Consider the following 11,818-nt stretch of genomic DNA (forward strand, 5'->3'; position numbering starts at 1 on the left):
TCCGTACAGCAGCGGCTTGTTTATCGGAGCTCCGGACCCATCCAATAGCATGGCACAGCCGTTGAACTCGTCTCTGCGTGATCTCGCCGGTGGCAAGATTTGAACAGGGACCGACGCTCCTGCCCGTCGTGATTCGCAACGACGGGTACGCGACGCCGGTCTTGGCTCGGGACGCTCAGCCGCCATTCGATGTTGTGCTGCTTTCGCAAAACGAGTATCTGCGCGCGCTCCTGACCAACGCTCCGCCGACTCCGTTCGACCTTTATCTCACCAAGAGCAATCGGGAAAGTGTCAAGGCCGCGGCGCGTCTCGCGGCACAAGTCGCCTCGATGCCCGAAGTTCCGGACGTCGTGCAGTCGGAACGAAAGCTGCGAACCGATGGCGCCAAACTCTTCAAAGCGGCGCAGCTCTTCACCGGCTTTCAGCAGACGAGCAAGATTCTCGACAACATGAACAAGTCGGCGAGCCAGATCATCCAGGGCATGGTGATCGATCTGCTCGGGTGACGCTTCTCGGCTCAATACGCCTTCATGGTTCCCGCCCCCGGGTAAAACAGCTTCATCATCGCGGGCCAATCCCAGCCTTTTTCGGCCATGCCCTTGGCGCAGTACTGGCACATGCCGACGCCGTGCCCGAATCCCCTTCCGTTGATGATCACATCTTCGGATGCGATGAACATCTCGAGATCGCCGCTGTAGACCCGAGTTTCCTTCGTGATCTCGGTCAAACCCGGCGCCGCGAAGTTGCAAGCGTTGCGCAGCTGCTCTGCGTTGATTTTGAAGATCTGGCCACGGTCGTCACCCAGTTCATAACGAACAGGTCGCCCCGTGACATTCCGCTCGACAATCTTGCACGAGGTGAGTTGGCCGATCGTCTTGACCGGGTGACCCGCGTTCGCGCCCCAGGCCTGGATTCTTCTTGAAAGCTCGGTGTCTCCTCGCTTGGCGCTCCATCGATACCGCCCCGCGCTCTGGCAGAAATGCTCGCGTTTCTGCGCCTGGAGCGGTTTGGCGAGATTGAACGCACTGGCGCCGGCCGTGGGGAACACATCCTTCGCCGACGCCTGTTCGCCGCCGCAGGTGGACGAGTAGTAAGTGCGGAGCAGCACCTTGCTCGCCGGTCCGCTGACCCCCTCGGTCATGACCACGCCCCGAGTCGCCCGGGTTGCCTCCACCGCGACCGTCAGGCTCGACAACCCGCCGTACATCTGATCGCTGGTGTTGCTCTCAACGTCAAAGTACTCGTACGCGCGCCGGGAACGTTCTCGCTCGTGCAGCGCATAGCTACGCGCCGCCACCGCCTGGCACTCGAACGCCTGTCGGGGCCACGTTGCGATGAGTTCGTGACTGATGACGCCCGGCACGTACGTTTCGATCGGCATCACGCCGATCACGTCGAGCACCCCGCCCTCATTCGACTTGGAATGCACGAGCGCGAAGCCCGGATGAGTCCCTCCGTCAACGACCAGCGCGTCCCCGGGCTTGTACCCGTCGCTCGAACGGCGCTCGGTTTCGCTCATTTCTCTGGGTAGCACCTCGACATCCGTGCCCGGCGCGAATTCTCGCTGCCGACCGGTCCCGTCCGTCATGACCATGCCGTTCGTGGTGCCGCGGAATGTCAGCGGACCGGTGACCGCTTCCGCCCGCACTACAGTCGTCGGGCGAATTACCATCCGGCTGGGACCCTCGATCCGGGTCTGCAAGGTGCTTTTCTTGATTCGCACCCGGATGTCAGGCTCTTCGCGGAACGACACGGGCCTCCCGGTCGGTTTGGCATCGAACGAGGAGCATCCCGCCAAGCCCACCGAGGCGAAAACAATCGAGGCGACAAGCCCGAGGCGGGAAACACACGCAATCCATTGGCGAGACATGCTTGGCAGGCTCCAGAAGAAACGGGCAGTTTCCGCGCGTTCGACGCGGCCTACTGGCGGCACGCGTGCGGCCATCGGTTACGATCTTCGCGCATGTACAGAATCGTTCCGTTGACTCGAAAAACTCGCAAAGTCGTTGTCGCATTCGGCGCTCTTGCGTCGGGCGCGTTGCTCACCGGCTGTGGGCCCGGGAGATTCATCCCCGAAAAGACGCAGGCCGCTTGGAACGGCCCCACCGTCTGGATCGAATCCAGCCCCCAATGGACTGTTGTCGTCGAGCCGCCGATCGGCGGTTGGATGGTTTCGCTGGATCAGATCATGGAGCAGCGCGGACGCACCGAGGTCTTTATCTCGATCTCGCCTCCAAACCCAAGCTTTGTCGTAACCCCGACCCCCGTGGAGCAGCGTATTTCAACGCCGATTCGAAACACCGTGCCCTTGTGGGTCTATGCACGGCAGCTTCATTGGCAGGGGGAACCGCCTTGGAAGCCGGCCAGCGGACCGTTTTCGTTCGCGGCAAAGAGCGACGATGCCCGGCCTCCCAAGCCGTTTGAAGAGGTGCCGGTCCAGCAAGAGTGATCCCCGACCACAGGAACACCGCATGGCGAACATACTTGTCGTCGGACCGCATCCGGATGATCAGGAACTGGGAATGGGGGGCACGATCGCCCGCCTCGCCGACCAGGGACACAGGGTCGCGATCCTCGATATCACCGACGGATGCCCGACCCCGGTCGGCGATCGAACAACAAGGTTGACAGAAGCCAAGGAGGCGCTCGCCGCGCTGCAACCCGGCCCGGACAAACCGGTCATTACCCGGCATCTGCTCGATCTTCCGAATCGGCGGGTGCAGCACTCGCTGGAAGCCCGTCATGCGGTGGCGGGACAAATCAGAGCACACCAGGCAACGATCGTCTTCTGTCCGCATCCGCTCGATGCGCACCCGGATCACATTGCGACCACGCGGATCGTGGAAGACGCCCGCTTTGACGCCAAATTGACGAAGCAGCCCATGCCCGGAGATCTCGACCGGCCGCCGATCTACCCCAAATGGTTGATTTACTACTACTGCACCCATCTGCGCCGCGTTCCGGACCCCACATTTGTCATGGATATCGCGGGCTACCAAGAAAAGCGTCGCGCCGCGATCCGCGCCTACCGCACCCAATTCGAGCTGAACCCGGCGGCAAGCGGGCTTCTCGAGCGGCTTGATGCCGGAGTGAGCTTTATGGGTTCGCGGATCGGAACCGCCGCGGCAGAACCCTTCTTCACGCACGAACCACTCGGGCTTCGAGGACTGGGAGATCTGGCGCTTTGATCGCATTTTGCCCGCAAGACTGTTGCGGCTGCATTGGGTCCGTGCTTTGATCTTGCTGTGAATCTCACGGCCGAGCTGCTGGCCCCGGACATTGCCGCTTTGATCAAAGAAGGAGCGTTCTCCGAAGTTCGCAGTGCGCTGCACGGACTTCCGCCCGTCGACGTCGCCGACATTCTGTCGAGTATCGAGCCGAGCGAAGCGGCACTCGGTTTCCGATTCATGCCACGCGATGCCGCGGCGGAAGCCTTCGCGTATCTCACGCCCGAGCTCCAGGAAACGCTGATCAACGAGCTCGGCGCCGAAGGATCCGTGCGCGTCATCGAGGGAATGAGCGCCGACGACCAGGCGCGATTGCTGGACGAACTGCCGGAATCCGTGGCGGAGCGCGTCGTCGCCAAACTCTCGCCCGAAACGCGCGCGACGACACAGGCGATTCTCGGATATCCCCCGCGCACGGTCGGTCGTCTGATGACGCCCGACTACCTGAAGATCAGGCCGGATTGGACTGTTTCGCAGGCGCTCGACTATGTGCGCAAACACGGACGGGACGCCGAGACGATCAACGTCGTGTACGTCGTCGACGATTCGGGCAAATTGATCGACGATCTTCGCCTGCGACAGATTTTCCTCGCCGATCCCGCCGCGAAAATCGAAGACCTGATGAACCGTAACTTTGTCACGTTGCGGGCCGATCAGCCGCAGGAAGAAGCCGTGCAGTTGATGGCGCGCTACGACCGTACGGCGCTGCCGGTGGTCGATAGCCGGGGCAATCTGATCGGCATCGTGACCGCTGACGACGTCGCCGACGTCGCCCAGCAGGAGTTCACCGAGGACATCCAGAAGGTCGGCGGCATGGCGGCGCTCGAAGAGAGCTTCGCTCAGGCGAGCGTGCGCTCGCTCGTCGCGAAGCGCGCGCCCTGGCTCGCGCTCCTGTTTCTCAGCGAGCTTCTCACGAGCAACACGCTCCGCTTCTTCGACGACGAGATCCAGAAGGTGGTCGTTCTATCCATCTTCGTACCCGCGATCATCTCTTCCGGCGGCAACTCGGGCTCACAGAGTTCGACGCTCGTCATCCGCGCGCTTGGCACCGGCGAAGTCACGGTCAAGGACTGGTGGAAAACCATCCGACGCGAATTCGTTGTTGCCATGGTGCTCGGTTTGATCATCGGCTCGCTTGGGTTTATCCGTGTCAGCCTTTGGGGACTGATGGGTTGGTGGGTTGAGGTCCGCAAGAATTCCCAGGGGATCGAAGTCACCGATCCGTCGGTGCAAGAACACTACATCCGGCTTGCCGCGGCGATCTCGACCAGCCTGTTCGGAGTCGTGCTTTGGGGTTCGATCATGGGCGCGCTGCTGCCTTTCGGTCTCAAAAAGATGAAACTCGATCCGGCGGGTTCCAGCACGCCTTTCGTCGCAACGCTCGTGGACGTCACCGGAATCATCATCTATTTCACCGCGGCGATCGTCATCCTGCGCGGCACGCTGCTCTAGCAAAGAAAGAGCCCGAGCATTCGCCCGGGCTCCATCGGAACAAGATTCTTGACCAAACGTCAGGCCGCAGCAGGCTGCGCACCGGCGAGACCGCGAACAGATGCCGCGCGACGCCTGAGGGCCGGCTGCGCGCTCTCGGTTGAAGCAAAGCTCTCGCCGAAGCGGAAGAGTCTGAAGCTGTTCGCCAAGACGAAGATGTCGCCGAGGAAGTGGTACAAACCCGCGAGCGGAAGACCGAATTCTCCCGCGCGGTTGAAGTTGCCCGTCGCGGCAAGCACGAGTCCAACGATCGCGATGAGCACCGACGCCGCGATGTTCTGCGCGATGATCGCTCGTGTGCGGCGGGAAAGTTCGATCAGGAACGGGATGCGCGAGAGGTCGTCGTTCATGAGCGCGACGCCCGCGGAATTCGCCGCGATGTCCGAACCCGAAAGACCCATCGCAACGCCGACATCCGCTTCCGCGAGCGAGGGACCGTCGTTGATGCCGTCGCCCACCATCAGCGTGCGATAGCCGAGCTTTTTGAGCCCGCGGATCTGCTCGTGCTTCTCTTCGGGCAGGCATTCCGCTTCGATCATGTCGACGCCGACCGCCTGGCCAACCCGTGTCGCGACGCTGAGCCGGTCGCCGGTGAACATCGCCACGTGCTTCACGCCGTTCTCGCGAAGGTTCTGAATCACCTGGCGGCAGTTCGACCGCACGGTATCTTCGAGGCCGACGGCACCGAGATACCGGCCGTCGCGCATCACGTGCACGCCGGTCATTCCCTCGATGCGCTTCTCCACCTCTTCGATCTCGCGCTGAACGCCCGCGTTTCCGTCGGAAATCCAGCTCGCGCGCCCGACGCGGATTTCACCGAGCGATGTCCGCGCGATCACGCCGCGCCCGTGGATTTCCTCGTAATTCTGCGTGCCGTCAACCTCGACGCGCGCGGCCCGCGCGGTTGTCAGAATCGATTGTGCCAGCGGGTGATTCGAATGTTGCTCGCCGTTCGCGGCTGCGCGGAGCAAGTCTGCCCCGTCCACACCGGCCGAGGGCGCCAACTTGGTCACCTGGAACTTGCCGGTCGTGATCGTGCCGGTCTTGTCGAGAATGACCGCCGTGATGTCGGCCGCCGCTTCGAGATAGTTCGGCTGCTTCACCATGATGCCGAGGCGCGCCGCCGCGGCAAAGGCCGCGAGCATCGCGCTCGGGCTCGAAAGCAAAATCGCTGACGGACACGCGACCACCAGCACCACCACCGCCGTCTTCATCGCGCTCTTCTGCAAGTTCAGGTCTTCAGACTGACTCATGAAGAACCACACGATGAACGCGACCGAAAGCACAACCGGCACAAAGAAGCCCGCAACCTGCTCGATGAGCAACTGGCGCGGCGTGCGGCTGCGTTCGGCCTGCCGGATCAACTGAGTCACCTTGCCGATCGTCGTCTCGGCGCCGATCTGCGTGACCTCGATATCGATGCCGCCGGTGAGGTTGCTCGTGCCGGCGTACACCTGATCGCCCGGCTGCACTTCCACCGGCGCTGCTTCGCCCGTCAACGAGGCCTGATTGATGGTCGATCGCCCCGTGACGACCTTTCCGTCCACCGGCAGGTTCTCGCCGGGACGAACCCGGACAAGATTGCCGACGCGAACCTGGCTCAGTGCCACGTCGCGCTCAGCGCCGTTGTCAACAAGCCGCGCAACGTCAGGAGTCAATTGCACGAGCTCGGCGATCGCACGCTGAGCACCGGTCGCGCTGCGCCGGACGAACTGACCGAAGATCACCAGAATGAAGGCGAGCCAGCCCGCCATCTCGTATTCACCGATAGCGATGGCCGCGATGATCGCGATCGCCGCGAGCGAAGAACTCGACAGGTGCACGGCCAGGACTTCTTTCCAGGCCGCCCAAAGCAAGGGCAAAGCCAAGAGCACCGCACCGATCATCGCCGGGATCTGCACGATCGCTGGCGAAACGCCGAGAGGAAGAACCCGGGCGGCGGTTGTCACGAAAACCAGAACTCCGCCGAAAAGCGAGAGTTTGATATACCGCTCGATCTCGATCTCATGATGCGAGCAGCAGATCAATTCTTCGCTGGTCTGGTCGTGCGTGTGATCGTGGGCGTGCGTGTGTGTGTGAGCTGCCATAGCGTTTTAGGTTGCTGAATCGGCGCCGAATGACTGCGGGACGATGATCGGCGGCTGGATGATTGGACGAAACCGGGTGGACTGGCAGAATGCCGGACCAGCCGGACGCACGGTCCGGCAGGCCAACAATACGACGCCCGCGTCCGAACGGTTCGAGCGCGGAACGGTATCAAAAACCGAACATCGATAAACGCGGATTCGAGCCCCGTGAAGAAAAGCCCTGACAACCCCGCATTGTCCTCGATCGCAATACTGGGATTGGGCCAGATGGGTTTGGTATGTGCCGGCGTTCTTTCGGCGGCGGAGCAGTTGCCAGCGGCTCCGGGTCTGATCCGGCGGCCCGCGAACGTGAGAATCTGGGGTCGGAATCCATCCGAAGGCGCGCAACTTGCGCAGACCCGCACCAGCCCCCGGCTTCACCACTTCAAATTGCCCGAACAGGTCAAAGTGTGCCTGACGCTCGAAGACGCACTCCGGGGCACGAACATCGTCGTCGTTGCGATCCCCGTGCAATTCATCCGCCCTGCGCTCGAACGTGCCGCGCCGCTCCTGCCCGACGATGCCGGGATCATCTCCGTTTCCAAGGGAATCGAAGAAGGCACGCTGCTTCGCCCGTCCGAGATCATCGCCGATGTGCTTCGAAAGACCGGAAGGGACAATCCGGATCGGAAACCAAGGCCGATCGGCTGTCTCTCCGGTCCGACCATCGCAGCGGAACTTGCGCTCTGTCTGCCCGCAGCGATGGTCGCCGCAAGCGACGACCCGGTGTTTGCATGCCAAATTCAATCCCTTTTTTCCGTTTCATGGCTGCGCGTGTACACCAGCAGCGACTTGCTGGGAATCGAGCTGGCGGGAGCCGTCAAGAACGTCATCGCGATCGCGGCAGGTGTGCTCGACGGGCTCAAGGCGGGCAACAACGCCAAGAGCGCCCTGCTCTCGCGAGGCATGGCCGAAATCGCCCGCCTCGGCGCCGCCATGGGCGCCTCAACGCAGACATTTGCCGGCATCGCCGGCATGGGCGACCTCGCCACGAGTTGCTTCAGCCCGGAAGGCAGGAACCGGTCATGCGGCGAAGCGATCGGCCGCGGAGCAAACGTCGAGAAGTATCTCGCCGAATCGCCCTTCGTCGTCGAAGGTGTCGCCACGACCCGTGCTGTTTTGCAGCTTGCCGCCAAATATCGGGTCGAAGTTCCGATAACTCGTGCGGTTCATGCGGTTCTGTTCGAGAAGGTCGATCCGCTGGCCGCTATCGGGTCGCTCATGTCCAGGGCTGCCCGTCCCGAGCGGGACGACGAGCCTCACCGTGACCTGTTTGTTTCCTAAGGGCTCTGCGACTCAGCAAATTACCGAAACGAGCCCCAAGCGAAGGTACTCCCTTGACAGCCACCCGGTTTCTCGGGAAACTGACCGAGTCCGGCGCGGGCCGGGGTTCGTGGGCGCGGCCGTTTCCAATCCAGTCCAGAGCGCGCTCAGGAGAGGGGCGGGGCACGAAGCACCGCCGATTCCAGTTTCTGCCTTCGCAATCTCCGGGAAGATTGCCGGGCGCTGCACATTGATCAATAGGAGATCGGCGATGTCTCGAGTTTTCAACGTTGCGTGCGCGACTTTCGCGCTTGTTGCTGGAAGTGCTTCTTCGCTCGCCGCCCTTCAGGGCATCGTCGATCGCGAGATCAAATGCCACGGCGAGCTGCTCGCCACCATCAATTTCGCCAAGCCGACGCTTTATTCGAACGGCGCAGTCGGCGGGATCACAGTCACAGGCAACGCCACCAAGACGGCCAACTTCGCCGGCGAGATGCGCTGGCTCCAGATGATCAAAACGAATCAACCAATCAACACCAACACTCCGGCGGGCACGCCCTACTTCGATCCGGGCGAACTCGACCCGAAAGGCAATGACTTTCCGTTCTATTGGAACGAGAATCTCAAGGGGCGCGACGGCAACAACTACCCCGGCCTGTGGGTGCAGAATCAGTTCTCGAACGGCGGCAACACGCTCGCCTTCTCTGATCAACCCAAACGCGAATGGACCGGCGCCGCCATCGACTGGACCGCCGAACTCAGCCTGGTTTGCTGGAACAAACTCACCAACGAGATCGGGGTTCTGTGGACGGGCAGCTACGGATTCACTATCACCGCCGGTGGTTTGCTGACGATCGACGGGATCAACGAGATCGCAGTCGGCGGCACTTATCTGACTCAGGCCGCGATCGATCAGCGCTTCGGTGACATTTACACCGTCAGCACCGATTGCGAACACTGCCTTGTTCCGGCTCCGGGTGCGGCGGGTGCTCTCGCCTTCGCCGGAATCCTGGCAACAGGCCGTCGCCGCCGAAATTGAGAGAACGAGAAGCGACCGGCCGATGACCGAAGTCGAACAGGGGCGATCGCGACCGGCGGTCGCCCCTTTCCGATTGCCGAGTGAATTCATATCCCGACACGTGTGCTTGCCCGCGAGACATTCGGATGAAAACATCTATCGCTCTGCTGCTCGTTTCTTTCTCGGTCGGCGTTGCCTGCCCGTCACCCGGCGCCGAAGACACAAAGGAAATCAAGAACAAAGAGATCAAGTGCGACGGAAAACTCCTCGCCACGATCAATCTCGCGTTCCCGATTCCCTATCGCGATGACGATCTCAAGGCCAAGGGCGTCTCCGTCAGCGGTGGCGCCGTCGCCACCAACATGCTCAAAGGCGAGCTTCAGTGGATCCAACTGATCAAGACAACCAAGCCGATCAACACCGACACGCCCGCGGGCACACCCTATTTCGACCCCGGCGAGACGGATCCAAAGGGCGTCGACTACCCGTTCTATTGGAACTACACGCTGAAAGCACGCGACGGAAACGAGTACCCGAATCTCTTCTACAAGACGCATCAAACCGACGGCGGGCTCGGCCTGCGGTTCGAAGACAAGCCCACGCGCGAGTACCTTCGCGGCGCCGTTGATTGGCTTGCGGAACTCTCGCTCGTGTGCTTCATCGCGCCCGGCAAGATCGGCGTGCTTTGGAGCGGCACCTACGGCTTCAACATCGACAAGGACGGAAACAACGTCGTCAACGGCTGGGATGAACTTGCCGGTCCGCAGTGGCTCACACAGGCCGCGCTCGACGCCCGGTACGGCAAAGGAAAATACTCGCTCAGTACCGACTGCACGGACTGCCTGGTGCCCGCGCCCACCTGCCTGGCAGTCGTCGGCTTCGGTGCGGTATTCGCCGCTCGCAGGCGGCGTGCCGCGGCCTAATGACAGTCGCGAACACCGGGAGGCCCCATGATTCTCTTGGGTCGAACGACTCTCGCGGTGTTCGCCCTCGCCACGCTTGCGGCGTGCGAAAAGCAGCAAGAGAAAACAACGACGCAGTTGTCGAAACAATCAGCTTCACCGGGCACGATCGCGCCGGACTCAACGATGCAGACCCCTTCCGCCATCATCGTCGCCTGGGTGGGCCCGAGCGATCGACCTTCGCCGCCGATCGTGCTGTGGACCGATGCCGCCGCACTCAAATCATCGTCGGACTGGCTCTCCAAGCGCGGCCTCGCGCCGATCGGTGTCACCTCGGTTGAATCCAAAGCCGACGCGCTGGCATGCGTCGGAAAATCAGTCCCCGCGCAATCCGCTGGCCGAAGCCTCGTGGAGGTCACGGCATGGCGCGACGGCTCGGCTCCGGCTCCGATCGTGATGGATGGACCGGCGGCAATCACTTTTCTTGATGCCGCGATTGGGTGTGTCAACGAGAACGCCGCGGGATACCTGAAATCAATCAAAACCCTGGTGAAGAATGCCGGCGGATAGTCCCCGAGCAACTCAACTGCAATCCGCCCACTCAAGCTCGACCAACGACTCCGCCCCGGACGTATCCGAAGAGTGTTTCGATCTCGGGTACCGCTGCAAGCCGCTGCTTTCGGGGCTGATCTTGCCCCGTGAATAGGGCTTGGGGCCGCGGCCGAAATCCGCTACGCTTCTTGGGTGCGAAATCTACCAGTACTCTTTGCGTGTGCCGCCTTTATCGCATCCCCCGTCTTCGCGTGGGACGCGTTCGGACATCGCGCGATTACCCGCGTCGGAATCGAACGATTCAAAGAGAAAGTCGCCGATTCCGATGCCGCCTGGATCGCGGAAACCGATTGGTCGATCAGGATCGCCGATCTTGCCACGATGCCCGATCGCTGGCGCAACATCAAGAATCCCTTCCTCGCTCACATCAACAACCCGGATCACTACCTTGATGTCGAGGATCTGACCGATCTGGGTCTGACGCTTCAAACGATCGAGCCTCTGCGTCACGAATTCGCGGTGCAGCTTCGCCTGGCCCGCGAGGCGCACCCCGGCGCGGGACGCCAGCCGAATCCCAGATTCGATGCTGCAAAGACCGACGCCTACCCCGGCTTTCTCCCGCAGGCAATCTGCGAGAACTACGCGAAGCTCCAATCAAACTTCAAGACTCTGCGAACGCTCGAGAAAATCAACGACCCGGCGCGCCACAACGAGATCGAAGCGGTGCGCATGGCGATCGCGGTTTCGATGGGCGCGCTGAGCCACTTTGTCGGCGACTGCGCCCAGCCGCTCCACACCACCCGCCATCACCACGGCTGGGTCGGCGACAATCCGAATGCCTACACGACAAAGAAAGAAATCCACGCTCAGATCGACGCCGACACGCTCACCAAGCACAAACTGAATGAAGCCTCGATCCGCGCCGAACTCAAAGCGTCGCCGCCCAAAATCAACACGCCCGACCCGGTGAATCCGTGGCCCGCCGTGATCCTGCAGATCGAGCGCTCACACGCGCAGGTCGAGCCGCTTTACAAGCTCGAACAAAACGGAGATCTGTGGCGTGCGCCGGGCGCGGAGTTCATCACCGATCGGCTCGCCGACGGCGCATCTTTCCTCGCCGAACTCTACGTCGCCGCTTGGCAATCCGCGGCACCCAGCGACGACGACGTGGCGATTTTCATCAAGTACGACGGCTTTGTCGCCCCGAGTCCGATCACCGAACCGGCGACCCGGTAGGCG

General features: G+C 61.9%; 11 protein-coding genes. 9 read left to right on the forward strand and 2 right to left on the reverse strand.

The features are described 5' to 3' along the window. Window positions 1–89 precede the first annotated feature (89 nt). Window positions 90–506 (forward strand): hypothetical protein, encoded by a 417-nt coding sequence (locus KF691_15140; protein ID MBX3390782.1) that lies wholly within the window; start codon window positions 90–92, stop codon window positions 504–506. An 11-nt stretch (window positions 507–517) separates the two neighbouring features. Here KF691_15140 and KF691_15145 read toward each other — a convergent pair whose 3' ends face one another. Beyond that, window positions 518–1,870, reverse strand: coding sequence for a SpoIID/LytB domain-containing protein (locus KF691_15145; GenBank protein ID MBX3390783.1), 1,353 nt, complete (start codon window positions 1,868–1,870; stop codon window positions 518–520). Between the two features lie 93 nt (window positions 1,871–1,963). On the opposite strand from KF691_15145, the gene KF691_15150 reads away from it, so the two are divergent. From KF691_15150 to mgtE, 3 genes are read left to right on the forward strand one after another with little or no spacing between them, the layout of a single operon-like run. Beyond that, entirely contained in the window at window positions 1,964–2,449 is a 486-nt protein-coding gene (locus KF691_15150) for a hypothetical protein (GenBank protein ID MBX3390784.1), read from the forward strand. Window positions 2,450–2,471: 22 nt separating this feature from the next. Next, entirely contained in the window at window positions 2,472–3,188 is a 717-nt protein-coding gene (locus KF691_15155; protein MBX3390785.1) for a PIG-L family deacetylase, read from the forward strand. A gap of 57 nt (window positions 3,189–3,245) precedes the next feature. Beyond that, window positions 3,246–4,679 carry a magnesium transporter gene (mgtE, locus tag KF691_15160; protein ID MBX3390786.1) on the forward strand — a complete coding sequence of 478 codons (1,434 nt, stop codon included), beginning with the start codon at window positions 3,246–3,248 and terminating at the stop codon, window positions 4,677–4,679. 59 nt (window positions 4,680–4,738) lie between these two features. Here the strand turns inward: mgtE and KF691_15165 are convergent, their stop codons facing one another. After that, complete coding sequence (locus tag KF691_15165; protein MBX3390787.1) at window positions 4,739–6,805, reverse strand: cation-translocating P-type ATPase; 2,067 nt, start codon at window positions 6,803–6,805, stop codon at window positions 4,739–4,741. 207 nt (window positions 6,806–7,012) lie between these two features. Here KF691_15165 and KF691_15170 point away from each other — a divergent pair, with 207 nt between their 5' ends. The 5 genes from KF691_15170 (at window position 7,013) to KF691_15190 (ending at window position 11,815) form a co-directional block, all read left to right on the forward strand. Next, on the forward strand, window positions 7,013–8,128 hold the full coding sequence (locus KF691_15170) for an NAD(P)-dependent glycerol-3-phosphate dehydrogenase (GenBank protein MBX3390788.1): 1,116 nt from the start codon (window positions 7,013–7,015) through the stop codon (window positions 8,126–8,128). A gap of 250 nt (window positions 8,129–8,378) precedes the next feature. Beyond that, window positions 8,379–9,146 carry a hypothetical protein gene (locus KF691_15175; protein ID MBX3390789.1) on the forward strand — a complete coding sequence of 256 codons (768 nt, stop codon included), beginning with the start codon at window positions 8,379–8,381 and terminating at the stop codon, window positions 9,144–9,146. 125 nt (window positions 9,147–9,271) lie between these two features. Further along, complete coding sequence (locus tag KF691_15180) at window positions 9,272–10,048, forward strand: hypothetical protein (GenBank protein ID MBX3390790.1); 777 nt, start codon at window positions 9,272–9,274, stop codon at window positions 10,046–10,048. 27 nt (window positions 10,049–10,075) lie between these two features. Beyond that, window positions 10,076–10,597 carry a hypothetical protein gene (locus KF691_15185; protein MBX3390791.1) on the forward strand — a complete coding sequence of 174 codons (522 nt, stop codon included), beginning with the start codon at window positions 10,076–10,078 and terminating at the stop codon, window positions 10,595–10,597. Between the two features lie 174 nt (window positions 10,598–10,771). After that, window positions 10,772–11,815, forward strand: a complete 1,044-nt coding sequence (locus KF691_15190; GenBank protein MBX3390792.1) for a hypothetical protein — start codon at window positions 10,772–10,774, stop codon at window positions 11,813–11,815. The last annotated feature ends 3 nt before the right edge of the window (window positions 11,816–11,818 follow it).

Source organism: Phycisphaeraceae bacterium, from assembly GCA_019636555.1.
Taxonomy (GTDB): domain Bacteria; phylum Planctomycetota; class Phycisphaerae; order Phycisphaerales; family UBA1924; genus JAFEBO01.

What these genes read in the sequence shown, in the direction of transcription:
- KF691_15175 (MBX3390789.1), top strand. Translation starts at nt 8,379, where the DNA reads ATGTCTCGAGTTTTCAACGTTGCGTGCGCGACTTTCGCGCTTGTTGCT.
- KF691_15145 (MBX3390783.1), bottom strand. Translation starts at nt 1,870, where the DNA reads ATGTCTCGCCAATGGATTGCGTGTGTTTCCCGCCTCGGGCTTGTCGCC.
- KF691_15180 (MBX3390790.1), top strand. Translation starts at nt 9,272, where the DNA reads ATGAAAACATCTATCGCTCTGCTGCTCGTTTCTTTCTCGGTCGGCGTT.
- KF691_15185 (MBX3390791.1), top strand. Translation starts at nt 10,076, where the DNA reads ATGATTCTCTTGGGTCGAACGACTCTCGCGGTGTTCGCCCTCGCCACG.
- KF691_15150 (MBX3390784.1), top strand. Translation starts at nt 1,964, where the DNA reads ATGTACAGAATCGTTCCGTTGACTCGAAAAACTCGCAAAGTCGTTGTC.
- KF691_15165 (MBX3390787.1), bottom strand. Translation starts at nt 6,805, where the DNA reads ATGGCAGCTCACACACACACGCACGCCCACGATCACACGCACGACCAG.
- KF691_15155 (MBX3390785.1), top strand. Translation starts at nt 2,472, where the DNA reads ATGGCGAACATACTTGTCGTCGGACCGCATCCGGATGATCAGGAACTG.